The sequence below is a fragment of the Qiania dongpingensis genome, assembly GCF_014337195.1.
Lineage (GTDB): Bacteria > Bacillota > Clostridia > Lachnospirales > Lachnospiraceae > Lientehia > Lientehia dongpingensis.
Map to the genome: position 1 here is coordinate 1553602 of NZ_CP060634.1, position 26137 is coordinate 1579738.

General features: G+C 50.5%; 24 protein-coding genes. 8 read left to right on the forward strand and 16 right to left on the reverse strand.

The features are described from left to right. Window positions 1-6 precede the first annotated feature (6 nt). The 4 genes from serC to leuB form a co-directional block, all read right to left on the reverse strand. Entirely contained in the window at window positions 7-1092 is a 1086-nt protein-coding gene (serC, locus tag H9Q78_RS07310; protein ID WP_249300573.1) for a 3-phosphoserine/phosphohydroxythreonine transaminase, read from the reverse strand. Window positions 1093-1249: 157 nt separating this feature from the next. Beyond that, complete coding sequence (gene ilvB / locus H9Q78_RS07315; RefSeq protein ID WP_330595098.1) at window positions 1250-2938, reverse strand: biosynthetic-type acetolactate synthase large subunit; 1689 nt, start codon at window positions 2936-2938, stop codon at window positions 1250-1252. A gap of 29 nt (window positions 2939-2967) precedes the next feature. Continuing rightward, a complete protein-coding gene (gene ilvD, locus H9Q78_RS07320; RefSeq protein ID WP_249304776.1) occupies window positions 2968-4635 on the reverse strand; it encodes a dihydroxy-acid dehydratase in 1668 nt (555 codons plus the stop codon). A 43-nt stretch (window positions 4636-4678) separates the two neighbouring features. Further along, a complete protein-coding gene (leuB, locus tag H9Q78_RS07325) occupies window positions 4679-5767 on the reverse strand; it encodes a 3-isopropylmalate dehydrogenase (protein WP_249300574.1) in 1089 nt (362 codons plus the stop codon). Between the two features lie 275 nt (window positions 5768-6042). Between leuB and H9Q78_RS07330 the strand changes: the two genes are divergently transcribed. From H9Q78_RS07330 to H9Q78_RS07360, 7 genes are all read left to right on the forward strand, one after another. After that, window positions 6043-7515: a nicotinate phosphoribosyltransferase gene (locus H9Q78_RS07330; protein ID WP_249300575.1), complete on the forward strand. Its 1473-nt coding sequence runs from the start codon at window positions 6043-6045 to the stop codon at window positions 7513-7515. Window positions 7516-7536: 21 nt separating this feature from the next. Continuing rightward, complete coding sequence (locus H9Q78_RS07335; RefSeq protein ID WP_249300577.1) at window positions 7537-8265, forward strand: lysophospholipid acyltransferase family protein; 729 nt, start codon at window positions 7537-7539, stop codon at window positions 8263-8265. Window positions 8266-8342: 77 nt separating this feature from the next. Further along, window positions 8343-9146 (forward strand): class I SAM-dependent methyltransferase, encoded by an 804-nt coding sequence (locus H9Q78_RS07340; protein WP_249300578.1) that lies wholly within the window; start codon window positions 8343-8345, stop codon window positions 9144-9146. 59 nt (window positions 9147-9205) lie between these two features. Continuing rightward, complete coding sequence (locus H9Q78_RS07345) at window positions 9206-10645, forward strand: FAD-dependent oxidoreductase (protein ID WP_249300581.1); 1440 nt, start codon at window positions 9206-9208, stop codon at window positions 10643-10645. Beyond that, window positions 10638-11549: a hypothetical protein gene (locus H9Q78_RS07350; RefSeq protein ID WP_249300583.1), complete on the forward strand. Its 912-nt coding sequence runs from the start codon at window positions 10638-10640 to the stop codon at window positions 11547-11549. The genes H9Q78_RS07345 and H9Q78_RS07350 overlap by 8 nt, the downstream gene beginning before the upstream one ends. Continuing rightward, on the forward strand, window positions 11546-13585 hold the full coding sequence (locus tag H9Q78_RS07355; RefSeq protein ID WP_249300585.1) for a thioredoxin domain-containing protein: 2040 nt from the start codon (window positions 11546-11548) through the stop codon (window positions 13583-13585). The genes H9Q78_RS07350 and H9Q78_RS07355 overlap by 4 nt, the downstream gene beginning before the upstream one ends. A 98-nt stretch (window positions 13586-13683) precedes the next feature. After that, complete coding sequence (locus H9Q78_RS07360) at window positions 13684-14190, forward strand: transcription repressor NadR (protein ID WP_249300586.1); 507 nt, start codon at window positions 13684-13686, stop codon at window positions 14188-14190. A 26-nt stretch (window positions 14191-14216) separates the two neighbouring features. Here the strand turns inward: H9Q78_RS07360 and H9Q78_RS07365 are convergent, their stop codons facing one another. From H9Q78_RS07365 to tilS, 4 genes are all read right to left on the reverse strand, one after another. After that, window positions 14217-16280: a glycoside hydrolase family 13 protein gene (locus H9Q78_RS07365; RefSeq protein ID WP_249300588.1), complete on the reverse strand. Its 2064-nt coding sequence runs from the start codon at window positions 16278-16280 to the stop codon at window positions 14217-14219. A gap of 429 nt (window positions 16281-16709) precedes the next feature. After that, a complete protein-coding gene (ftsH, locus tag H9Q78_RS07370; protein WP_249300589.1) occupies window positions 16710-18521 on the reverse strand; it encodes an ATP-dependent zinc metalloprotease FtsH in 1812 nt (603 codons plus the stop codon). Between the two features lie 15 nt (window positions 18522-18536). Then, window positions 18537-19061 carry a hypoxanthine phosphoribosyltransferase gene (gene hpt, locus H9Q78_RS07375; RefSeq protein WP_249300591.1) on the reverse strand — a complete coding sequence of 175 codons (525 nt, stop codon included), beginning with the start codon at window positions 19059-19061 and terminating at the stop codon, window positions 18537-18539. A gap of 27 nt (window positions 19062-19088) precedes the next feature. Beyond that, a complete protein-coding gene (gene tilS / locus H9Q78_RS07380; RefSeq protein ID WP_249300593.1) occupies window positions 19089-20570 on the reverse strand; it encodes a tRNA lysidine(34) synthetase TilS in 1482 nt (493 codons plus the stop codon). 326 nt (window positions 20571-20896) lie between these two features. Here tilS and H9Q78_RS07385 point away from each other — a divergent pair, with 326 nt between their 5' ends. After that, window positions 20897-21196 carry a hypothetical protein gene (locus tag H9Q78_RS07385; RefSeq protein ID WP_249300596.1) on the forward strand — a complete coding sequence of 100 codons (300 nt, stop codon included), beginning with the start codon at window positions 20897-20899 and terminating at the stop codon, window positions 21194-21196. Between the two features lie 25 nt (window positions 21197-21221). Here H9Q78_RS07385 and H9Q78_RS07390 read toward each other — a convergent pair whose 3' ends face one another. From H9Q78_RS07390 to spoVT, 8 genes are all read right to left on the reverse strand, one after another. Next, the gene (locus H9Q78_RS07390) at window positions 21222-22886 is read right to left on the reverse strand and encodes a SpoIIE family protein phosphatase (RefSeq protein ID WP_249300598.1); all 1665 of its coding nucleotides are present in this window, start codon (window positions 22884-22886) and stop codon (window positions 21222-21224) included. 128 nt (window positions 22887-23014) lie between these two features. After that, complete coding sequence (locus H9Q78_RS07395; RefSeq protein WP_408635146.1) at window positions 23015-23329, reverse strand: septum formation initiator family protein; 315 nt, start codon at window positions 23327-23329, stop codon at window positions 23015-23017. After that, a complete protein-coding gene (yabQ, locus tag H9Q78_RS14625; protein WP_408635147.1) occupies window positions 23226-23834 on the reverse strand; it encodes a spore cortex biosynthesis protein YabQ in 609 nt (202 codons plus the stop codon). Before yabQ ends, H9Q78_RS07395 begins: the two co-directional genes overlap by 104 nt. Before the next feature lie 3 nt (window positions 23835-23837). Continuing rightward, a complete protein-coding gene (gene yabP, locus H9Q78_RS07400; RefSeq protein ID WP_147596258.1) occupies window positions 23838-24125 on the reverse strand; it encodes a sporulation protein YabP in 288 nt (95 codons plus the stop codon). Window positions 24126-24186: 61 nt separating this feature from the next. Then, complete coding sequence (locus tag H9Q78_RS07405; RefSeq protein WP_147596259.1) at window positions 24187-24426, reverse strand: RNA-binding S4 domain-containing protein; 240 nt, start codon at window positions 24424-24426, stop codon at window positions 24187-24189. A gap of 231 nt (window positions 24427-24657) precedes the next feature. Beyond that, window positions 24658-24933: an HU family DNA-binding protein gene (locus H9Q78_RS07410; RefSeq protein WP_147596260.1), complete on the reverse strand. Its 276-nt coding sequence runs from the start codon at window positions 24931-24933 to the stop codon at window positions 24658-24660. A 100-nt stretch (window positions 24934-25033) separates the two neighbouring features. Next, window positions 25034-25444, reverse strand: coding sequence for a MazG family protein (locus H9Q78_RS07415; RefSeq protein ID WP_249300601.1), 411 nt, complete (start codon window positions 25442-25444; stop codon window positions 25034-25036). Between the two features lie 77 nt (window positions 25445-25521). Continuing rightward, complete coding sequence (gene spoVT / locus H9Q78_RS07420; RefSeq protein WP_283245043.1) at window positions 25522-26070, reverse strand: stage V sporulation protein T; 549 nt, start codon at window positions 26068-26070, stop codon at window positions 25522-25524. Window positions 26071-26137: the final 67 nt, after the last annotated feature.

A 26137-nucleotide genomic window follows, 5' to 3' on the forward strand; every position in this document is an offset into this window, starting at 1 on the left:
CCTCCACTATTTGCTGTGTCTTTTTTCAAATTCTTTCATAAACTTCACAAGCGCCTCTACTCCCTCAACGCTCATGGCATTATAGATGCTGGCTCTCATGCCGCCCACGCTTCTGTGTCCTTTGAGGCCTGCCAGGCCCGCCGCCTCCGCTTCTTTCACGAACTCCGCGTCCAGCTCCTTGTCTCCAGTCACAAAATCCACATTCATATAGGAACGGGAATCCTTTTCAGCCGTACCCTTAAACAGGCTGCTCCCATCCAGGAAATCGTAAAGCAGCGACGCCTTCTTCTCATTCCGCTCTTTGATGGCGGACAGGCCGCCCATCTTCTTTAACCATTTAAACACCTTACCGCAGATATATATGCCATATGCCGGCGGTGTATTATACAGAGATTCCTTATCTGCATGAGTCTTATACTGCAGCATGGTGGGAGTATTCGGATATACGTCCTCTGTGATCAGATCCTCGCGGATAATCGCGATCACCACTCCGGCCGGGCCGATATTCTTCTGTACGCCGCCGTACAGCATTCCGTATTTCTCCACTTCCACCGGCTCAGACAAAAAGCAGGAGGACACATCCGCCACCAGAGTCTTGCCCTTCGTATTGGGAAGCGTGTGGAACTGAGTCCCATAAATCGTATTGTTCTGACATATGTAAACATAGTCGGCATCGTCATCAATGGGAAGATCGGAACAGTCCGGTATGTAGCTGAAGTTCCTGTCCTCGCTGGATGCCACGCAGTTGGCCTTCCCGAACTTAGAGGCTTCTTTCCAGGCCCGTTTCGCCCAGTTTCCGGTCACAATGTAATCTGCCACTCCATTTTTCATAAAGTTCATCGGAACCATGGCAAACTGCAGATGCGCCCCGCCCTGAAGGAAAAGCACCTTATAATTATCCGGGATTCCCATCAGGTCCCGCAAATCCTGCTCCGCGTCCTTTATGATCTTATCAAACGCTTTAGAACGGTGGCTCATCTCCATCACCGACATTCCGGTGCCCTGAAAATCCAGCATCTCATCCGCCGCCTCTTTCAGTACCTCCTCCGGCAGTGTCGCCGGTCCCGCCGAAAAATTGTAAACTCTTTTCATCAAAATCCTCCTCGCAGTCTCTGCCGCATATCATATCTTTTATCTGCCCTGAGGCAGTTTAACCTTACGCAGCCATATTTTACGCCTGGCTTTAAGTATAATACAGAAACCGGGAAGCTGTAAAGCCGCCCGGTTCATTTTTTGTTAAATTCTTGCCTTAATTACCCTCTTTCTTGTCCAAATCTTCCTGATTAAAGGCTTCTGCAATGGCTCCGCCAGGCGCGACCATCGGAAATACCTTATCGTCACAGTCAATCTGTACGTCGATCACCACAGGGCCTCCGGCCGCCATCGCCTCTTTAATGGCCGGTTCCACTTCTTCCTTCTTTGTCACCCGAATGCCCTTGGCTCCCATGGCCTCCGCCACTTTCACGAAATCAACCTTATCCTGGATGATTGTGGAGGAATAGCGTTTCCCGTAAAACAATGTCTGCCACTGGCGCACCATACCCAGCACATGGTTATTGATGACAATCTCGATCACAGGGATATTATAGCGGGCCGCCGTTGCGACCTCATTCATATTCATTCGGAAGCAGCCGTCACCGGCGATATTGAATACCGGGACATCTGGACATCCCGTTTTCGCGCCCATCGCGGCTCCCAGGCCATACCCCATAGTCCCAAGGCCTCCCGACGTGATAAACGTCCTGGGCTTTTTATATTTATAAAACTGAGCCGCCCACATCTGGTGCTGGCCCACGTCAGTCGTCACGATCGCGTCGCCTCCGGTCAGCTTATAAAGCGTCTCCACCACAAAAGGGCCGGTGAGCATCTCATGATCATAGGTCAGAGGATGCTTCTCCTTCATCTCCTCAATCTCAGCCACCCATTCATGATGATCCTGTTTCGTAAGCCGGTCGTTGAGGATCTTAAGAACAGCTTTGGCGTCTCCTATGACGGAAGCCTCAGTCTTTACATTCTTGTTGATCTCCGCGGCGTCCACATCAATATGGAGTATCTTCGCGTCCCTGGCAAAGCGCTTGGTGTTTCCAGTAACCCGGTCGCTGAACCGCGCTCCGATGGTGATCAGCAGATCGCTTTTCGTGATTCCAAGGTTGGATGTCTTAGTCCCGTGCATGCCTACCATACCGGTATATCTCGCGTCCTCTCCCGGATACGCCCCTTTTCCCATCAGGGTATCGGCCACAGGAGCATCCACTTTTTCAACAAATTCCCGCAGCTCCTCAGAAGCGCCTGAAATGACCACACCGCCTCCCACAAAGATAAAGGGACGTTTGGATCTCTCAATGAGCTTCACTGCATTTTCGATATCAGCTTCCTTTATCGTATTCACCTTTGGAAGCACCGGCGCCGGTTTCTGGGGCGTATACTCCGTCTCCACTGCCGTCACATCCTTGGTGATATCCACCAGTACAGGCCCCGGCCTTCCTTCAATGGCAATGCGGAACGCTCTGCGGAGCGTATCGGCCAGCTGCGTCACATCCTTTACGATGAAACTGTGCTTCGTGATCGGCATCACCACCCCGGCAATGTCCACCTCCTGAAACGTATCTCTTCCCAGCAGATCCACCGCCACATTGGCTGTGATCGCCACCATGGGCACCGAATCCATCTGCGCCGTGGCAATCCCGGTCACCAGATTAGTCGCGCCGGGGCCGGAAGTGGCCAGACAGACTCCTACCTTTCCTGTGGCCCTGGCATATCCGTCAGCCGCATGGGAGGCTCCCTGTTCGTGGGACGTCAGGATATGGTGGATTTCATCGGAATGTTTGTATAACGCATCATATATATTCAGTATCGTGCCGCCGGGATAGCCGAAAACGGTATCCACACCCTGCTCCTTCAGGCACTCAACTACAATCTCCGCACCTGTCAATTTCATAATCCGTCCTCCTCTCCAAAAACTTCCGTCTATTTCTTGATCTCCAGAATCGCTCCTCTGTTTCCGGACGTCACGAGGCCCGCGTATCTGGCCAGATAGCCGCTTGTGATCTTCGGTTCCCTGGGCTGCCATTTCGCTCGTCTTGCGGCCAGCTCCTCATCCGAAACCTTTACGTTCAGAGAATTGGCGTCAATATCTATCTGAATAATATCTCCTTCTTCAATCAGAGCGATGGGGCCGCCCACAGCTGCCTCCGGAGATACATGGCCGATGGAAGCCCCTCTGGAAGCGCCGGAAAACCGTCCGTCCGTGATCAGCGCGACACTGGAGCCCAGACCCATGCCGGCAATGGCAGAAGTGGGATTCAGCATCTCTCTCATGCCCGGCCCGCCCTTCGGGCCCTCATAACGGATAACAACCACATCTCCAGATACGATCTTTCCTTCCTTGATGGCCGCGATAGCATCCTCTTCGCAGTCGAAGACTCTGGCGGGCCCTTCATGCTGCATCATCTCCGGGACCACTGCCGAACGCTTCACCACCGCAGAATCAGGAGCGATATTTCCCTTCAGGATAGCAAGACCGCCGGTCTGGCTGTAGGGATTGTCAAGAGGACGAATCACTTCCTTATCCCGGATCTCACAACCGGAGATATTCTCTCCTACGGTCTTTCCTGTGACCGTGATCAGATCCGTATACAGAAGATTTTTCTTTGTCAGCTCATTCATCACGGCATATACGCCGCCGGCTTCGTTCAGATCTTCCATATAAGTGGGGCCGGCCGGCGCCAGATGGCACAGGTTCGGGGTCCGCGCGCTGACCTCATTGGCAATATCCACATTCAAGTCCACGCCTGCCTCATGGGCAATGGCCGGAAGATGGAGCATGCTGTTGGTGCTGCATCCCAGCGCCATGTCGATCGTGAGGGCATTGAGGAACGCCTTTTCCGTCATGATATCCTGAGGTTTGATATCTCTCCTTAAGAGCTCCATGACCTGCATGCCTGCGTGCTTTGCCAGCTTGATCCTGTCAGAATAAACGGCGGGGATCGTACCGTTTCCGGGAAGCCCCATGCCCAGCGCCTCGGTCAGACAGTTCATGCTGTTGGCCGTATACATGCCGGAGCAGGAACCGCAGGTGGGGCACACTCTTCGTTCGTACTCTCTCACCTCATCTTCTGACATGGTGCCGGCGCTGTAAGAACCGACCGCTTCAAACATGCTGGAAAGGCTTCTCTTCTTTCCATGTACCCGCCCGGCCATCATAGGGCCGCCGCTCACAAAAATAGTTGGGATGTTCAGTCTGGCCGCGGCCATTAAAAGCCCCGGAACATTTTTATCACAGTTAGGCACCATTACCAGCGCGTCAAACTGATGGGCCAGCGCCATACATTCCGTAGAATCTGCGATGAGATCCCTGGTCACCAGAGAATATTTCATCCCCACATGTCCCATGGCGATTCCGTCGCACACCGCGATCGCGGGAAATACGATAGGGGTCCCCCCCGCCATGGCGACACCCATTTTCACTGCTTCCACAATCTTATCCAGATTCATATGTCCGGGAACAATCTCGTTGTGGGAACTGACTATGCCGACCAGCGGCCTTTCAAGCTCTTCTTCTGTATAACCCAATGCATTGAACAACGATCTGTGGGGCGCCTGCTGCATTCCCTTTTTAACTGCATCACTTCTCATCTGTTTCACCATATCCTTTCTGAATATCAAACCGGTTTCGTCTCTATCTATGAATTCTGTCCGCGATCAGGCCGCCCATTTCTCTGGTCCCTACCTTCCTGCATCCTTCCGAATAAATATCTCCTGTACGGAATCCTTCTGTCAGCACCATCTGGACCGCGGCTTCTACCGCATCCGCCTCTTCATCCAGATCGAACGAATACCGGAGCATCATGGCCGCCGACAGTATGGTCGCGATGGGATTTGCGATATCTTTGCCCGCAATATCCGGCGCAGACCCATGACTGGGCTCGTAGAGTCCCAGTTTTGTCTCACCCAGGCTGGCAGAAGGCAGCATGCCGATGGATCCCGTGATCTCGCTGGCTTCATCCGACAGGATATCGCCAAACATATTCTCCGTCAGCACCACGTCAAACTGCCCGGGGTTCAGCACCAGCTGCATGGCACAGTTGTCCACCAGCATGTGGCTGACCGCCACGTCCGGGTACTCCTTTGCCGTTTCATCTACAACGGCTCTCCAAAGCCTGGAGGAATCCAGTACGTTCGCCTTGTCAACACTGATCAGTTTTCCGGAACGCTTCCCTGCAATCTCAAACGCTTTTACCGCGATCCTGCGTATCTCATTTTCGTCATAGACCAATGTATCCGTCGCCCTTCGGACCCCGTTTTCCACTCTCGTGTGACGCTCTCCAAAGTACAGTCCTCCGGTCAGCTCACGCATAATTACCATATCAAAGCCGTCTCCCACAATCTCCTTTTTAAGGGGGCAGGCGTCCGCCAGCTCCTTATAAAGCCATGCGGGACGGATATTCGCAAATAATTCAAGGCCCTTGCGGATACCCAGCAAGCCCGCCTCAGGCCTTGTCTCTGGTGCTCCGTCGTACCATCTGGAATTGCCTACATTTCCTCCCACCGCTCCCAAAAGAACGGAATCACTGTTCTTCGCCTCTGCCAGAGTCTCCTCTGTAAGGGGTACGCCGTGGACGTCAATGGACGCCCCTCCCATCAAAAGCTTTTTATATGTAAATGTATGGCCATATACGGCTCCCACCCTGTCCAGAACCTTCATGGCCTCGGTAACGATCTCCGGCCCGATGCCGTCGCCGGGTATCACTGCGATCCGAAAATTCATGTTATATTCCTCTCCTTCTATATTCAGTTATCCTTTATAGTATCCTATTTCCCCTTGTTTTTCAAGCAGTACAAAAGATTTTCCAGGGATTCACCCATACGAGAATGGAATTTCAGGCATAACATTCCGTTATAGAATTGTTTTTTTTGATTCATACAAATTATAGTCATGTCACCTGTAAACTTATATGTGCCGCTTGTGGAATCTTTTTTTCATGTTATAATGTAGCTAATGGGCTTTTAACAGACTTTGCGGCCCGATCGAAAGGAGACACTATGAGCGATCGAAACCTGACGCTGATGACAGACCTATATGAACTGACTATGATGCAGGGGTATTTCAAGGAGAAGACCAACCAGACGGCAGTCTTTGACGTCTTTTACCGGACCAATCCCTGCGGCAACGGCTACGCCGTCATGGCCGGTCTGGAACAGGTTATCGACTATATCAAAAACCTGCACTTTGGAGAGAAGGAAATCGACTATCTGAGAAGCACCGGATTGTTTGAGGAAGACTTCCTCGGCTATCTGAGGGATTTTCGGTTCACCGGAGATATTTTCGCCATTCCGGAAGGCACTGTGATCTTCCCCAGGGAACCCCTTGTAAAGGTGGTCGCCCCTATCATGGAGGCACAGCTGGTCGAAACTTCTATATTAAATATCATCAACCACCAATGCCTGATCGCGACTAAGACAGCCAGAGTGGTTCATGCCGCCAGAGGAGACGGCATCATGGAATTCGGCCTCCGCCGCGCCCAGGGTCCCGATGCCGGTATATACGGCGCCCGCGCCGCCATGATCGGCGGATGTATCGGCACCTCCAACGTCTTAGCCGGTCAGATGTTTGACGTTCCGGTCAAGGGCACTCACGCCCACAGCTGGATCATGAGCTTTCCCGATGAACTGACCGCATTCCGCACCTATGCAAAACTGTATCCCACCGCCTGTATCCTTCTGGTGGATACTTATGATACTCTCCGCTCCGGCGTCCCCAATGCCATTACCGTGTTCAATGAAATGAAAGCGGCCGGGATCCCCTTAAATGGTTACGGAATCCGCCTGGACAGCGGCGATCTGGCGTATCTGTCCAAAAAAGCAAAAGAAATGCTGGACGAGGCCGGGTTCAGCGACGCTGTCATTTCCGCTTCCAGCGACCTGGACGAGGATCTGATCAACAGCCTGAAGACGCAGGGCGCCGCCATCAATTCCTGGGGCGTCGGCACAAATATGATCACCAGCAGCGGCTGCCCCGCCTTCGGAGGCGTGTACAAGCTGGTAGCATTAAAGGATAAGGACAGCGGAGAATTTATCCCAAAGATCAAGCTGTCTGAAAACACCGAAAAGGTGACCAACCCGGGCAATAAGACCGTATACCGAATCTACGGCGCGGATACCGGCAAGATGATCGCGGACCTGATCGCTCTGGTGGACGAGTCCTACTCCTCCGACCAGCCGCTTCTTTTATTCGATCCCATCGATACTTGGAAAAAGACGCATCTGGCCCCGGGTACTTATACCATCCGTGAACTGCCCGCCCAAATCTTCAAGCAGGGCAAATGTGTTTATGAATCTCCTTCTGTCATGGATATCCGTTCCTACTGCATGCAGGAGCTGGGCACCCTGTGGGATGAAGCCAAGCGTCTGATCAACCCCCATCGGGCACATATCGATCTTTCCGCCAAGCTACATGCCATGAAAAACAGCCTTCTGGAATCCGTGGACAATATGACTCACCATCAGGGCAGATAACGGACACATAAGGAGACATCTATGATACGTATAGTTTTGATCGGTATTTTCCTGTTTTTTTTCCTGGTCCTGTTCAGTCCCGCCCTCGTAGTGGAATGGATCATCGGGAAATTTGACCCGAAGAAAAAGTCCAAGAGCTCGCTTTGGCTGGTGCAGCGCGCGTTTGGCGCCATTCTCTGGCTGGCCGGCACCAGGATTGAAGTCATCGGCAGGGAAAACATTCCCGACGACAGGCCGGTGCTGTATGTCGGCAACCACAGAAGCTTCTTTGATATCGTCATCGGCTACCGACTGATCAAGGGAGAAGCAGGCTTTGTCGCAAAAAAAGAAATGGAAAAAATCTGGTTTCTTTCCAACTGGATGAAAAATCTTCACTGCCTGTTCTTAGACCGGGATAACATCAAAGAAGGTCTGAAGACCATTCTCACCGGCATCGACTATGTGAAAAAAGGAATCAGCATCTGGATCTTTCCGGAGGGCACCCGGAACAAGGGAAAGGGCGTGCTGGAATTCAAAGAAGGCAGCATGAAAATCGCTGAAAAGGCCGGATGCCCGATCATACCGGTCGCCATGACCGGTACGGCAGAAATCTTTGAAAATCATTTCCCCTGGGTAAAAAAGTCTCATGTGACCGTCACCTTCGGTGAGCCCATAGAAATCAAAAATCTTGAAAAAGAACAGAAGAAATTCCTGGGAGCCTATACCAGACAGATAATCCTGAGCATGCTCCCGGACGATTATAAAGAATAGTGAGACAAGGACCGTTCGGACATTTCATGTCCCCGGTTCTTGTTTTTCTATAAAATATAAAAAGGAGGCGGCACGACATGATTCATGATGATAAGATCGACGGCGGTAAAGGCTTTGACTGGGGGAAGGCTTCTGAGGACTATGCCAGGTTCCGGGACATCTATCCGCCAGAATTTTACCAGAAGCTATTGGACGCCGGCATATGTATGAAAGGGCAGAAGGTCCTGGATCTCGGAACCGGAACCGGCGTCCTTCCCCGTAACTTGTATGGCTGCGGCGCGCTTTTCACCGGCGCCGATATTTCAGAGGAACAGATCGGTCAGGCCAGGCAGCTCTGTGCGGAAGCTGACATGGATATTCCCTTCCTATGCTGCCCTGCCGAAGAGCTTCCGTTTCCCGACGACAGTTTCGACGCTGTAACTGCCTGTCAGTGTTTCTTCTATTTTAACCATGAGACCCTGGCTCCGAAGCTTTATCACATGATAAAACCCGGCGGCCTTATGGCGGTGATGTATCTGGCATGGCTTCCCGGAGAAGATGCAATCGCCGGCGCCAGCGAGAAGCTGGTGCTGCGCTATAACCCCTCCTGGTCCGGCTGCGGAGAATACCGTCATCCCATTGAGATTCCAGACGTCTACTCTGCCTATTTCCAACTGGAATCCAGCGAGGTTTTTGACCTGCGTATTCCTTTTACGAAAGAGAGCTGGAACGGAAGAATGAAAGCCTGCCGTGGGATCGGCGCTTCTCTCAGCCCGGAAAAAACGGCTGACTTTGAAAAGGAACACCTGGCCCTCCTCAATAAAATAGCGCCAGAGAACTTTTCTGTCCTGCATTATGCGGCTGCAGCGGTCCTGAAATCCAAAAAAACATCTTCTTTTTAATATGCATTTTATGTTTACTTCTCCAATGTTTGGAGCACCCTAATACCGGGGTGATTACTATGGACTCAATCTGGACAAAAACAAAAGAGCTTCCGAAACGCCAAACGCTTACGGAGGATTTAAAAACAGACGCGGCCGTTATAGGCGGCGGCATGGCTGGTATCCTGACCGCCTATCTTTTAGAGGAGTCCGGAATCCGGACTGTAGTTCTGGAGGCCTCCAGAATCGGAAGCGGCCAGACCAAAAATACAACGGCAAAGATCACGTCTCAGCACGGACTGATCTATGATAAGCTTCTCACTTCCTTTGGAGATGAAAAGGCATCTCAATACGCCCAGGCCAATGAAAAAGCCATCCGTGAATACAGGCGGATCATTTCATACAAAAATATATCCTGTCATTTCAAGGATACTTCTGCTTATCTATATTCTTTAAAAGAAGCGGAGCCACTTAAAAAGGAAGCCGAGGCCGCCAAACAAGCCGGAATAGACGCCTGCTTTACAACTGAAACGGAGCTGCCCTTTAAAGTAGAAGGAGCCGTGTGTTTTAAAAATCAGGCGAAGTTTCATCCACTGGAATTCCTGGGGGCGGCTGCCGAGGAGCTGACTGTCTTTGAAAACAGCCGGGTGTTTGACGTGGACAAGCACCAGGTTCGGACGGCAAATGGTTCTGTCACTGCAGAAAATATCATATTTGCGACTCATTACCCATTCTTAAACGTACCAGGGTATTATTTCATGCGAATGCATCAGGAACGAAGCTATGTCCTGGCGCTGGAAGGCGCTTCGCTTCCCGAGGGGATGTATTTGGGAATAGATAAAAACGGGCTCTCTTTTAGAAGTGAAGAGGAGCTCCTTTTGTTCGGCGGAGCGGGACACCGTACCGGGGAGAACCGGAAGGGGAAACAGTACGATCTGCTCCGCAAACAGGCCAGAACGTTCTGGCCGGAATGCAGGGAAAAGGCCCATTGGTCCGCTCAGGACTGCATGACTCTGGACGGGCTTCCCTATATCGGCACCTTTTCATCCGAAACGCCGAACTGGTATGCAGCCACCGGTTTCGGCAAATGGGGCATGACCTTCTCCATGGTTTCCGCGATGATCATACGGGATAAAATCCTCGGCCGCCGGAATCCTGCTTCCGATCTTTTCTCTCCGCAGAGGTTTACTCCCTCCGCGTCGGCGCGGACCTTTCTGGACGACGGCCTTCATGCAGTCCGGGATCTGTCCCGTCAGCTTTTTTCGCCTCCCAGAGATAAAACAGACGCTCTGCCTAAAGGGCATGGCGGGATCGTGGAATATGACGGGAAAAAAGCCGGCGTATACAAAGATGAAAACGGAGAACTTCATGTGGTGTCTCCCAAGTGTCCTCATCTTGGCTGTCAGCTGGAATGGAATCCCGATGAAAAAAGCTGGGACTGCCCCTGCCATGGCTCCCGTTTCGACTATGAAGGGCATTTGATCGACAATCCCGCCCAGGAAGGACTGAAGCATGTTTAAATTTCACGGTGAAAAGAAAAAAAGGTCCTACTTTGAGGGCTGGTACTTTAAACAGCAAGGAAAAAACGGCACCCTCGCCATGATCCCCGCTTACCATGCGGACAAAAAAGGAAAACGTTTTGCTACTCTTCAGGCGGTCACAGATAAAGAGACCGAGCTCATCGAATATCCAGCCGAAGAATTCCGGGTATTTGAGAACCCTTTTTCCCTATACCTGGGAAACAGCCGCTTTTCCGAATCCGGATGTTCTCTGGATTTTCGCGGAAAACATCTGGAAATCAAAGGAGAGCTGCATTATGGACCTCTTGCTCCCCCGGATTATGATGTAATGGGCCCCTTCAACGCAGTACCTTTTCTTCCCTGCCGTCACAGCGTATTCAGTCTGTCCCACCGGGTAGACGGCTGTCTCCATGTAAACGGAACGCCGTTTGTATTCCAGAACAGTTTCGGATACATGGAAGGCGATCGGGGACGCTCGTTTCCAAATCAATATCTGTGGACACAATGCTCGGGAAGAAATTTCAGCATCATGCTGTCAGTGGCCGAAATCCCCATTCTCACAAAGCAGATGCCCGGATGTATTGGAATCATATTTTATAAAGGAAAGGAATACCGGCTCGCTACGTATTTGGGAGCGCGAGTCATTTATGTGGATCAGGATTACGCGGCCGTGGAGCAAAATGGATTTCTGCTGGAAGTCCGTTATTTGGGAAAAAGCTCATCTGGTCAGCCGCTTTACGCGCCAAAAGCCGGAAATATGGACCGTATCATAATAGAATCCCCATCTTGTCCGGTGGAATATCGGCTGTCCAAAAGCGGGGATCCTTTATTTTCTCTCGTTTCACAAAAAGCCGGATTTGAAAGCACATGGGACGGCGCCTGTGAAGAAAAGGAGGCGGAATGAACCACCTGAAAACAGAAAACTCACCTTATCTGCTGCAGCATGCCGAAAATCCCGTGGATTGGTATCCCTGGGGAAAAGAAGCATTTCAAAAAGCCTCCGAAGAAAAAAAGCCCATCTTCCTCAGCATTGGATATTCCACCTGCCATTGGTGTCATGTGATGGCACATGAATCCTTTGAAGATGAAGAAGTAGCCGCAGTCCTGAACCGTTCCTTTATCTCCATAAAAGTGGACCGCGAGGAAAGACCGGACGTGGACGCCGTTTATATGGAATTCTGCCAGGCCCTGACCGGCTCCGGCGGCTGGCCGCTCACCGTTATAATGTCGCCGGACCAGCAGCCCTTTTATGTGGATACCTATCTGCCAAAGAATTCTCATTATGGAAAAATGGGGCTCTTAGCACTTTTAGAAGCTGTGGAAAACAGATGGAAAAATGACAGATCCCGCCTTCTGGATGCCGGAGACCAGATCACCAGATATTTAAAAGATAACTCCGAAAGCAAATTCGGGGAGGCCTCGCCTGCTGCCAGTCACTCAGAAAGGCTTACCGCCCAGGCCGCGGCGGAGCTTCATACAGCCTATGATTCAAAATGGGGCGGATTTGGGAACGCGCCCAAGTTTCCCATCCCCCACAATCTTTTGTTTCTGATGCGTTATTCCAAACGGGTGAAAAATGACTGGTTTATGGAAATGGCAGAGAACACGCTCGTCAAAATGGTTCAGGGCGGACTCTTTGACCATATCGGAGGAGGCTTCTCCCGTTACTCCACAGACAGGCAGTGGCTGGTCCCCCATTTTGAAAAAATGCTGTATGACAACGCTCTTTTAGCCCTCAGCTTTTTGGAAGCTTATTCCATCACTCAAAAAACGGAATACAAAACGGCCGCCCGCAGGACCTTCCATTATATTTTCCGCGAGCTCACCGGCAGTCAGGGGGAATTTTTCTGCGGACAAGACGCGGACAGTGACGGAGTAGAAGGAAAATACTATGTTTTTACTCCTGAAGAAATTAAAAAGGTACTTGGGACAAAAAGCGGAGAAGACTTTTGTCATAAGTACCATATATCGGTCTCAGGAAATTTTGAAGGAAAAAACATTCCCAATCTTACAGGAAATTCCAATTGGGAAACACAGTTCTCTCAAGACGCCGAAGAAAAAGAATCCTTGTATCAATACCGGAGGACCCGCTGCCGCCTCCATCTCGATGACAAGGTACTCACTGCCTGGAATGGCCTCATGATCCTGGCGTTGGCAAAAGGCTACTCCGTTCTAGGGGACCTCTCCTATCTGCGGGCAGCCATACAAGCAAAAAATTTTATAGAAGACAATATGACCAGCCGCTCCGGAGGTCTCTTTCTCTCCTGGAGAAATGGGACAGCCTCCGTTCCCGGGCAGCTGGGAGATTACGCGTGTTATCTATGCGGTCTGCTGAGCTTATATGAAGCGTCCTTCGAAGCAGAGCTTCTTCTGCGCGCCGAGGAATTGGCACAAATCATGCAGAAACTCTTCGAAGATACCCGGGAAGGCGGCTATTATCTGTATGGGCAGGACAGCGAGACACTTATTCTCCGTCCCAAGGAAACTTACGACGGCGCTCTGCCCTCTGGAAATTCCATGGCTGCGATCGCTCTTCAGAAGCTGGCTCACTTAAGCGGAAAGGAGGCCTTCAGGGCTTTGGCAGAAAAACAAATGCTCTTCATGAGATCTCGGGCGAAAGAACGTCCTTCCGGACACAGTATGTTTTTGCTCGCCCAGCTGGCAGAAGAAGCGCCTGTTATGGATGTGATATGCGTCACAGCCGACACAGATACCAAACAGGCAGCAGCAGAACTCCATGATTACAGCAGCCGGCATCCGGAGCAGAGTATCCATATGCTCCTCAAAACACCTGAAAATGCAGCGAAACTGGCAGAGGCTGCCCCCTTCACTTCCGAATACCCGCTTCCGCCGTCGGGAACCTTGTACTATATCTGTCGGAATGGCGCTTGTTCGGCGCCCGTTTATTCTCTGGAAGAAACGGAAAGCAGGAATTATTAAGGAAATATCTTGTAAACAGGGCGAAAAGAATTGTATAATAGGCAGTATATACAGGTGACAAGGCAGTATGCTGAAAAAGGGTAGAAAGGAATAATAGGATGGATGGAAAACAGCGAAGACAGGAAATTCTGAAATGGATGAAAAATAGTAACGGGCCCGTTTCCGGAGAAAAGCTGGCGAAAGCCCTCGGCGTCAGCAGACAGGTAATCGTCCAGGACATCGCCCTCCTCCGGGCAGCTGATTACGATATCCTGGCCACAAACCGCGGATATCTCTGCACCAGTCTCACAGAATGCAGCAGAGTCTTCCATGTAAACCATAAAAACGAGGATATCCTGGAAGAGCTGAACATCATCGTGGATTTCGGCGCAACCATCGTAGATGTATTTGTGGAGCACGAGCCCTACGGAGAGCTCCGTGCTCCACTGGATATACATACCAGGAGAGAGGCCCTGGAATTTGTAGGCAATATAAACAGCGGTAATTCAAGTCCCCTGATGACCATTACCTGCGGCGACCACTACCACACGGTCAAAGCAGATTCTGAATTAACCTTAAATGAGATAGAAGCGGAGTTACATAAGCATGGATTTCTGAAAACATGACTCTGACCTGAACCGGCCCTTCTCTTTCAGACAACGTTTTCCATCTCCCTGAATATCATAGAGCTCTCCGGCGGCATATCCACCGTAAGCATTCCATCTTTCACCGGTATGGCCAGCCGTCCGCTGTTGTAGTTATTGTAGGCGGTCTGCATGATTCTGACCATGAATGTTTCTGCAGCTGCGCCGATCTCCCAGACCGGAATCTGTACCTGCTGTTCTTTATCACTATTGTTCAGCACGATCACCAGCCGGTTATCTCCCTCAAACCGCCCGTAGCAAATCAGGTTCCTGCCGGCCAGGAGCGGCTTTATGGAACCCGTCTTAAGCGCCGGGTTACTCTTTCGTATCCTTGTCAGGTATTTGTGAAATTCAATCAGCTCCAGATCTTCCCGGCCCCAGGGATAGCCCCGTCGGTTATCCGGGTCGGTCCATCCGCATAACCCAGCTTCATCCCCATAATAAATCGTAGGAGCGCCAGGCCAGGTCATCTGAACCACCACGGCCATTCGGAGGACGCCTTTTTTTATGCCCGCTTCCGCCGCCTCCGGCCCCAGTGTCCCTGTACGGCCTGCCGTTCGGTTGGTCCTCGTCAGAAAACGAGAGTGGTCGTGGTTGGAAAGCTCATTCATCGCCACCTGCAGAGACTGTACGTGGAAACGGCTCATCTGGCGGAACATGATCTGAAAAAAGAGCTCTCCATCTCCATAATACTCATCGTGTCGCTCGTCACTATGCTTTTCCATTCCGGTCAGAAACCAGGTCAAAGGCTCCATAAACGCATCATAATTCATCACCGTATCCCACTGATCTCCGTCCAGCCAGCTACTGGGATCTCCATAATGCTCCGCCAGGATAAGCGCATCTGGCTTCGCCTCCTTGACCGCTTTCCTGAAATCTCTCCAGAACTGATGGTTGAACACTTCACTGTGGCCCAGGTCGGCCGCCACATCCAGCCGCCAGCCGTCCACGTTGTACGGAGGTGAGACCCACTTTCGTCCAATCTCCATAATATATTCATACAATTCCCTGGACTCTTCATAGTTAAGCTTAGGAAGTGTTTCATATCCCCACCAGCCGTCATAGTGGTTGTTATACGGCCACTGTCCGCCGGTGAACTTAAAGAACTCCCGATATGGGCTGTCATAAGAGATATAAGCTCCCTTTTGATAACCTTCCTGGTTTTCATAAATCCGTTCCCTGTCCATCCACTTATTATAAGAGCCGCAGTGATTGAACACGCCGTCCAGGATGACCTTTATTCCCTTCTCGTGGGCCGCTTCTACAAACTCCGCAAAGAACGCATTGCTCGCTTCCAGGTTCACTTTATCCGTCACCCTGGTAATATACCGCCCTGCTTCTCTGTTCTCTCCGCCGGCGCTTACGGACTTATCCGTATCGTTTACGATCATTCCAAAATGAGGGTCTATATAATCGTAATCCTGTATGTCATATTTATGATTTGAGGGCGACACAAACAAGGGATTAAAGTATATCGCCTCTACTCCAAGCCCCTTAATATAATCCAGCTTCTCCAGGACGCCCTGCAGATCTCCTCCATAAAAGTTATTCACATCCAAAGACTCCGGATACTGGTACCAGTTCTCCACATGATGGACCGGCTGGTCATTCACATAAACATACTCCCCGTCCCTGGTATCATTCTTGCTGCTGCCATTCCGGAACCTGTCCACGAATATCTGATACATAATGGCTCCCTTGGCCCAGTCGGGAGTGGAAAAGCCCGGGGCGATCCGGAACGCAAATTCCCACCCCGGCGCATCCGATACTCCGGTTTTATTATACCAGCAGGTTTCTGTATCCTTTACAACACGGAAGCAGTATGCAAAACGAGCTTCTGACAATTGTATCCGTGTTTCATAATAGTCAAATACTTCATCTCTCTCAGCAAGAATCAGTTTGATCTCATTCAGGCTCTCTGCTTCCAGCAGACAGACAGAATCTACATCCCCTGCCGCCGTCCTGAACCGTATCAGCACTTCGTCTCCGGCCTCTGGTTCCATCGGACATCGGTATCCCGCCGTTTCATCACTAAAAAGAGCCTGTTTGTTTATCCCATCAGTACGGTGCATACAAACACTCCTTATCTCCCTGATTTCAAATGCAAACAGGTGGATAAAAGTCCACCTCAGTATCATTCTATACCAAAATACCTTTTTACACAACCTGACATTTCCGATAAACCGGCCATTCTCCACAAATTTCCAGTAGACAGTAAAAAGGACAGCCTTTTTATGTGCTGTCCTTTTTAGGAGAAGGTATTTCTTTCTTATGGGGTGTAGCAAAACTATATAAAAATGTATTGGGGGGGGGTTTTTACGTTTTTTATTATAGCATTGTGCAACGATTAAGTGTGCACAAAGTTTCCATGATTTGAAAAATAGTTTTAGCAATTTTAACGGCGTATGATTTTAGTCTTTCGCCGTCTGCTATCAAATTTCATAAAAGCCTCGCGATTTTTCCCTCATTTTTTATGATACCGATTTCACATCCCTGATTTTCTATGCAAACAACGCCTCAAACTCTTCACGCCCGATCTTTTCCTTGGTCAGCAAAAGCTCCGCGCTCTTATGAAGGATATCCTCATGCTCTTTCAAAAGGCTCCTCGCTCTGGCATAGGAATGATCTATGATCCGTTTCACTTCCTCATCGATCGTGGAAGCAATCTCTTCTCCGTAGCTCCTCGTGTGGGCCAGATCCCGTCCAATAAATACCTGGTCATCATCGCTTCCATAACAAATCATGCCGATTCGCTCAGACATACCATATTTTGTGACCATATCCCGAGCGATCTCCGTAGCCCGCTTGATATCCTGGGAAGCGCCGGTGGTGATATCATCGAAAATCAATTCCTCAGCAATCCTGCCTCCCAGGCTGACTTCAATCTCCTGGAACATCCTGCCTCTGGTATTGAACATCTCATCCTGCTCCGGAAGAGGCATCGTATAACCGGCCGCGCCGACGCCGGTAGGGATGATGGATACCGTATGAACAGGCCCCACATCCGGAAGCAGATGGAACAAAATAGCATGGCCGCTCTCGTGGTAGGCCGTGATCCTTCTGTCCTTCTCGGATATCACCTTGCTCTTTTTCTCTGCTCCAATCCCAACTTTAACAAAGGAACGTTCGATATCCCTCTGGCTCAGATACTCTCTGTTTTCCTTCGCAGCCAGTATAGCAGCCTCGTTCATCAGATTTTCCAGATCCGCTCCGGTAAATCCAGCCGTAGTCTGAGCGACCTTCTTAAGGTCCACATCTTCCGATAATGGCTTTTCTTTGGCATGGACCTGCAGGATCTCTTCACGGCCTTTCACATCGGGCCTTCCCACCGCAACCTTTCTGTCAAAACGGCCGGGACGCAGGATAGCGGGATCCAGGATGTCCACCCGGTTGGTAGCTGCCATCACGATGATCCCTTCGTTGACGCCGAAGCCGTCCATCTCCACGAGCAGCTGATTCAGAGTCTGCTCTCTCTCATCATGGCCGCCGCCCATGCCGGTGCCTCTCCGTCTGGCTACCGCATCGATCTCATCGATAAATACGATACAGGGAGCGCTTCTCTTCGCGTCCTCAAACAGATCGCGGACACGGGAAGCGCCGACGCCCACAAACATTTCCACGAAATCAGAACCAGAAATACTAAAGAATGGTACGCCCGCCTCTCCTGCCACCGCCTTCGCCAGCAGAGTCTTTCCGGTTCCGGGGGGGCCCACCAAGATCACGCCCTTCGGGATTCTGGCGCCTACCTTCATATATTTTCCAGGGCTTTTCAGAAAATCCACAATTTCCGCCAGATCCTCTTTTTCTTCATCAAGGCCGGCCACCTTTTTAAAATTGATACCCTGGCCGTCCCTGGCCACCTTCGCCCGGCTCTTGCCAAAATTCATCATCTTCTGATTGCTGCCTCCGGACATGGAGCGGTTCAGGATCATCATGACCAGCATCGCTACGATCAGCATCCCGATGATGATCGGAAGTACGATTGTGAAAAAGGTATCTTCCTCCGGCATGCTGTCCATCAGGACCTCGATATCACTGTCCAGGAGAAGCTCCTTGACCTCTTTGATATCCTCCACATTCCAGGTCCTCGGCGATCCGCCGTTATTAAAGAACAGCTTGACCGATCCCGTGGGTACTTCTTTGTTGGGATAAATCTCCGCCTTGGTCACATTTCCAAGCTCTACCTGCTCTACAAACTCCTGGTAGGACCACACGTCCCCCTTGAGTAAATCTTTACGAATCCACATAAATGCCAGGATAATCACGGCCACTACCGCCAGATAGAATCCCAGCCCGCTTTTCTGCTTCTGCAATCCAAAAGCCTCCTTTTATAACTCTACCACGCCAATGTATGGCAGATTCCTGTATTTCTGGTCATAATCCAGCCCATATCCGACTACAAATTCGTCGGGGATACTGAAACAGGTATAGTCTACCTGGACCTCCTTCTTCACCCGCCTGGAAGGCTTGTCAAGAAGGGTACAAATCCTGATATCCGCAGGGTTCCTCTGCTTCAGTATCTCGATCAGATAGCTGAGCGTCCTGCCGGAATCAATGATATCCTCCACGATCAGTACATGTTTCCCGGCCAGGGGCTCATCCAGATCCTTGACGATCTTCACCACGCCGCTGGATTCGGTACCTGAGCCATAGCTGGAAACCGACATAAAATCGAGAGATACCGGAACTGAGATCCGTTTGGCCAGCTCACATGTGAAAAACACCCCGCCCTTCAGCACACATATGAGGTGAACAGATTTTCCCGCATAGTCTTCGCTGATCCTTTTTCCGATCTCCTTTACCTTCTCATCCACTTCCTGTTCAGGAATCAATACCCTGATTTTATCTTCCATATCGAGTATCCTCTTTTCTTTCGAATTTTAATCCATTTCTTTCCTTATTTTTCTGACGGTCACCACAAGTATCTGTTTTGTCTCCTCTGTCACTTTATAAGCCTCGCTGATGCGCCCGCCTATGATCCAGAGCACGTGGCTTCCATCCGCCAGAATCGGAATCCTCCCCCGTTTGCCGGAAGGGATCTTTTCATTTATCATATACGCCTTTACTGTCTGTCTTCTGCCATCCGGAAAAGCCTGAAAATAGTCTCCCGGACATCTGCCTCTCAGACAAAGACTGTCTTTTATTTTATCATAATCAAACCATTTCGTATACCTGTTTTCCGGAATTTTTTCGTCCCCCTCCCGGGGAAATTTCCGATAATGTACGCGGACTCCAAACAATTCACGGGACTGCTCTTTTTCAGCCGGCATTAAAAGAAATCCCCGTCCGGAACTCCCCTCCGGCCCGCCCGCATTCTCTCCCGCCATTTCCTGTCTGCTCCGGCGTCCTATCCATAATTCATCGTACCTTTTCTCCGCCGTAAAGCCTCCCGGCAGATGCACATACCGTCCGGACTGTTTCTCCAGCAGCTCCAGTATGCTGTCCGTATGCCGCTTCGTGATATCTTTAAGGCTTCCTGCCAGGCTCTCCATGACCTGTCTCAGCACATAACCGGCCTGGACAGGCTCCAGCTCTTTAAGCTCCACGGAGGGTATCCGAATAAATGCTCCATTTCCTGCCCATCCCATATCAAAATCATACCGGCAGTAATTTTGAATCCATTCTCCGGCTGTTTTTGTCATCCATTTATCCAGCTCCCCTATCATGCCGGCCGCCTGGACAATATGGAGTACGGCTTCCTGATTTACCAATTCCGCCTGAGGGAGAATCTGGCGCCGAATTCGGTTCCTGCTGTAATCCTCCGACATGTTGGTGCTGTCCTGGCAGTACGCAATCTGTTTCGTTTCCAGATATCTCTCTATTTCCCTACGTGAAACAAAAAGAAGCGGGCGCACCAGCACCTCCCGGCCTCCCACACGGCCTCCTGGCATCGGCCCTTTGACAGCCACTCCGGCCAGGCCTTTGAGACCGCTCCCGCGGAACAGATGGAACAGGATAGTCTCTGCATTGTCGTTCCTGTTATGGGCCACAGCCATCCGGTCCCCGTTCCATTCCTTAAGCGCCTCCGCAAAACATTCATATCGGATCAGCCTGCCGGCCTCTTCCAGCGAAAGCCCTTTCTCTCTGGCAGCTGCCGGCACATCCCGGTAAAAGACCCTGCACGGAATCTCTCTTTCTCTGCAGAAAAGGCGGACATAATCCGCATCTCTTTCCGCCTCTTCTCCACGAATCCCATGATGTACGTGGACGGCTGACAGCCGGATGCCCAGTTGTTCTTTAAGCTCCGAAAGCACAGAAAGAAGGCAGATGGAGTCTGCCCCGCCGGAAACACCGGCCACGACCAGCTCACCTGCCCGCATCAAATCTTCCGTTTTTATGACGTCCAATACTTCCTGAAGCATCTTAAGTCCTCATAATCCATACCATCGGAACCACGTTCCCTCGTATCCGGCTCCAAACGATCCGTTTCCCAATTCCTGTTAATTAATACTATACTTGAATTCGGAGGCGAAATCAAGTGTATGCCTATACCTTTAAATACCTTTCAAACAAACTTTCTTAATCTGGTTTATAAAGCAAGAGGAAATCGGATCCTTCCTCTCGCTCTTTCTTCCGCACCAAAATAAGAGCTCATTTGTTTTGAAAATCATTGGGGCGATCCACCGCAGCCCGCTGCCATTAGGCGCGCGGGCGTGTGGATATTTAATCCTTTTCTGGAATCTAAGAAATGAAATTCATCCAACGTGGTGCGGCAGGCAGGGCGCCGACAGAAAGATTTCGGGCCGGCATAAAGGTGAGCGCTGCAGGGCAGAAACCGGTGTTCCCCAGGCGGAGGGAGGCAGAAACGGAAATACCGATTCCGCTTCTGAGCGAACAGGAGACAGGAAATCATAAAGATTTCCTGTCGACATGTGAGCGGTACTCCTGGAGCGGGGATAAGACGGTCCCTGCATCGCCAGCGAACCGAAATCGTGACGGTCCGGAACTTCTGCCGGTGACTAACTGGAGCTTAATCGGAACTAATTAAAAATGATTCCAAAAAGTATTTTGTATCATGCTTTCCAGATCCCGATCGTAAGCACCGTCATATCATCCCGACAGTCTGTGCCGGAGACCATGGCATAATGAAGAATCTCATCTGCCACATCCTGAAGATTTTCCCCGGATGTACAGGACAGGACCTCTCTCATGGTTTCCTCTTTATCCTCTCCCTCCAGAGCGTCCAGAACGCCGTCCGTCACCATGACGATCTTATCTCCGTCACGCAGCTGTTTTTCCAGCCTTTCCGGTTCGGCCCGGCTGATGACTCCCGCCGGCAGTCCGTCCGCTTTTATGGTCTCAATTTCCCTTCCCCGTTTTAAAAAAGTCGTCACTCCCCCGGCTTTTACAAATTCACAGACTCCAGAATACAGATCTGCCACCGCCAGATCAACGGTGATGGGACGCTGTTCCTGATCCTTGAGCAGCAGAACAGCATTCATCAGACGGATGGCTCTTTCCAGGCTGAAGCCGCTGGATAAAAGCTGTTCAGCAAGCTCCATCACCACTTCGCTGTCCCGAAACGCCCTCCTGCCGGATCCCATGCCATCGGCGACACCGAACAGAAGACGTCCGTCCGGAATGGAACAGAAGGTGAAGTTATCCCCTGACAGCTCTTCTCCTTCTCTGGACGCCCTGGCTATGCCATGGAGCATCATGTAGCCCGGCGCTTTTATCAGCCTTACCGTACAGGGCTCTTTTGTCACGATCCTTCTGCTGTCCAAGGACGGAAGAAATTTTTCCTCCACAGTCCGGCTGACGGTCTCCGCCAGTTCCCTCACTGTCATACAGCGGTTTCCCGATGCCTGGACGGTGAGAAACGCTTCCCGCTTCTCATTCTCCTTTTCCAGGATCATGATATTCTCTACCTTTATCCGTCTGAGCCTCAGCTCTCTGCGAATCTTGTCCTTATATTGATCTGAGATATCCTCTGTCGCTTCGATGTCCTCAGAAAGCTCAGAAAGGATCCGCTCCATCTCTTTAAAGCCTTCCGCCACGGCTTCCCGGCATTCCTCATAACGGCCCTTCCAGACCAGATTCTCTAACGGCAGGGCTATCTCTCCTCCCGATACCGACGGAATTCCTTCCTCGACTACAAACTCATCCGGCTCCCTCGAAAAGCTTGTCCCGCCGCACTGGGAAAATGTACTCGCCAGTTTTTCCATGGAATCCGATACAGACTGCACCCGCTGTGCCGCCGTCCGTTCCCTTCCCGGCATATAAAATGGAAATGGCCTAACTGCCGCCTGCCTTACTTCTGTCTTCCGGCACAGGCTCCTCGGTATCAGCAGAAAGACCGCAGCCGCAATAAAAAACTCCACGATTCCCTGATCGATCTCCTGGGGAAGATAGACGATTCCTGCCGCCGCCGCCCCCGCCAGGAATCCCAAGGTACTGCCGGCACGGCCGAGACTTCGGAAAACTCCCGCCAGCACGCCCGTCAGACAAAGCATTCCCATCACTGACAAATCTCCCTGCCAGATGGTTTCTATGATTCCACAGCCTGTCCCCGCTACCGCGCCGATTCCTGCTCCAAATTTATATCCGACAAACAATACACTGAAATACATTCCGGTCCTCACGATCGAGGCCAGTGTCTTCCCCTGGGCCAGAAACGCTGTCAGCATAAAGCCAAAGGCCAAAGCCAGGACCGCCCGCACAAAAGTCTCCTTTTTCATTACAATACCTCCCTGAGAGAATATTATAACGTTTTGTCCGTGGGAAGGCTGTCGAAAGGGGACAGCCCCTGCATAAAAGTTTTCGACAGAAAAAGACCCCGGCTCCTTCCATGGCCCAGGGTCTATCATTAATCGTTATTTTTCGGCTTTAAAAGCGTCTCTCCGGGCATCACCAGTCCCAGTTTTGTCTTTGCGATCTCCTCTATGTATTTCTTCGTCTTTACGTAAATTTCCTGTTCTTCCAGCTCCGAGGCTTTCTGCTCCTCGCTTTCGATCTGGCTCTTTATATTCTCTTCCCTGGCCGCATACCGGTCATCCTTGGCCTGCAATGTCCTTGTCTTATACATCACCGCGCCGCCTAATAGAGCCACCACCAGGAGAATCCCCAGAATGACCTTTTTGCTCTGTCTTTTGTAACGCTTTTTCCTTCTGCTTCCTTCCATGCTTTTCACCGCGGTCCTTCTCATTTAAAGCGCTGTCTTCCTTTTTCTTCTGCGCCTGTTCTCTCCGGGCTTTCTTCTCCTGCAGTCTTTGCTCTCGCTTTTTCCAAGCTGCACTTATTTTTATTGTAAGGCATTTCGTCCACTTTTTCAATAGCCGCCCCGCAGTTTTTGCCGGAAAGGCCAGCCCTTTCAGGATATACTGGAATATTGTTCCAAATATCTTCACTAAAATCGGGCTCAGGGTTATATGATACAGCCACATGCCGGATGCCGCGCCCGCCAGCGCATACCACCGGACATTTCCGTCGTTCATGGTAAACAGAAGATAGAACAGTGCAAAGCCTGCAAAAACCCAGTAAATAAAATCTTCAATGGCAACCGCCCAGGAAGCATGTCTCACCGCCGTTCTTGCGATGCGAAAGCAGTCATACGCAACCGTAAGGCCGGCCCCCCAAAGAACCGACACCAGAAGGAAGTCCGCTTCTTCCCGAATCATCCCGCTCATAGGCTATTTAAACAGACGCCCTAGGAAGGACTCTCCCTGCGCCTTTCTTCCGCGGCTCTCGGAATAAACAAAGCTGTCCATCCGGCCTCCGATATCCACCTCACCCTGCTCTACGGTAAGACGGCTCACCTTCAGATCTTCTCCCTTTATGGTCAAAGTCCCCTGTTCTGTCTCCAGGATCACTTCCTTCTCATCAAAGGATACCACTTCCTGGACACCGCTTATCATTGCGTGGGCTCGTTTATCAAGCATCACCTTATGGGGCTTCGCCCTCTGCCTCTGTTCCTCCATCCAATCTCTCCCTTCTGCATTGTCCTATTGGGATTCTATGCAGAAGGATAAGCCCCTATGACTACAGGTAGCGGTACATTTCCCCCGCGTCCTCTTTTTTTGTGCTCTCCTGGACCTTAAGAACCTCCGCTTTTACAGAGCGGTTTCCAAACTGTACTTCTATGATATCTCCTTCCTTCACGTTCAGAGACGCTTTGGCCGGCCTGTCATTGACCAGTACACGGCCGCCGTCACAGGCCTCATTGGCCACGGTACGCCGTTTGATGATGCGGGATACCTTCAGAAACTTATCTAATCTCATGAGATCCTCCTATTAGAACAAAGTGGGTAAACCCACTTCAAACTCCCCTTCCCTTCAATCTTTGAAGGGCTTGTCAACTTTGCGCCCCGATGTGCGGCTGCAAAGCAGCCTTCCTCTGTACATCGTGTACATTCTGCCCCGAGGGCTTTTTATTTCATAGGACGCACTTTCCTATGAAATAAAGAAACTGCCGCAGTCCCTGCGGCAGTTCTGAATCACTGTTAAGAGTAATTATGCGTTTACCATATCCTTCAATGCTTTACCAGCTTTGAACTTCGGAACCTTAGAAGCCGGGATTGTCATCGTCTCGCCGCTCTTGGGATTTCTTCCCTCTCTGGCTGCTCTTTCGGATACTTCAAAGGTACCGAATCCTACCAACTGTACTTTTCCGCCATTGGCCATTTCATCAGCAATAACATCTGTAAAAGCCTTGATAACCTTCTCTGCATCTTTTTTAGACAGCTCTGTCTTCTCAGCAACCGCTGCAATTAACTCTGTTTTGTTCATAATAATAGTTCCTCCTAAGGTTTTGTTTCGTAGAAATCGATGCTCTTCTTCATTATTTATAAACTGATATAATGGATTTGTCAAGAAATTTCCTAGATTCCTACAATTTTATCCCTTTTCTCCTGGCTTCTTTTTCCATATTTTTAATCTCGTCCCAGCTGGCCTTGCTTTCCTCAGGCGCTCCGTCCTTTCCGCTGCCAAAAACATGAGGATGCCGCCGTATCATTTTCCGGCAGAGCATCGAGATCACGTCCTCAACGGTAAAATCTCCATCCTCCTCTGCAATCTGGCTGTGAAGCATCACTTGAAAAAGGATATCGCCCAGCTCTTCACATAAATTATCCGTATCCTTATTCTCTATGGCCTGAAGTACCTCCTCACATTCATCCTGGAGGCATTTTTTCATACTTTCGTGAGTCTGTGCCCTATCCCAGGGACATCCATCCTCTGAGCGGAGCTCTGCAATGATTTCCTTCAATTCTCCAAATGTATACCGTTCCTTTTTTTCCATTGTAATCTCCTCCTGTTATGCAGACGACAGGCAGGCACCGGATGGTATCTGCTGTATTAAGCATATCACATTCAGAGTCAACTTTCCATCTGTCTTCCAAGAAAACCTGCCGCAGTCAGTGCGAGCTTCTGCTCCAGGGTACCCATCTTATACTTCGGGTCTTTGCTCAGAATGATCACGGATCCAATTGCATCTCCTTCACAGAGAATCACTGCCGTCACCTCGCCGGAGTATTCCTCCGTGTCCTCAGCCGTAACGGGAATGAACTGGCCGTCATCCTTACCCGCGATCACGTTGGTCCTGTTCAGGATCATCTGTTCCAGGGGCTTGCTGATACTCTTCTGCAAGAGTTCCTTTTTGACGGTCCCTGCCACCGCGATCACTTGATCTCTGTCGGTAACACAGACGGCCAGCCCTGTCGCCTGTGCCAAGGCCTCTGCATACTGCTTAGCAAAGCTTCCCAATTCTGCCATGGGTGAATATTTCTTCAGGATGATCTCACCTTCTCTGTCGGTGAAGATTTCCAGGGGAGTTCCCTCTCTAAGACGCAGGGTACGCCGGATCTCTTTCGGTATTACCACACGTCCCAAATCGTCGATTCTTCTTACAATGCCCGTTGCTTTCATAAAGAATTCCTCCATCTTACTCTTTTTACATTTATCTGCTGGATTACATCTAAATGTATTGTCTGTA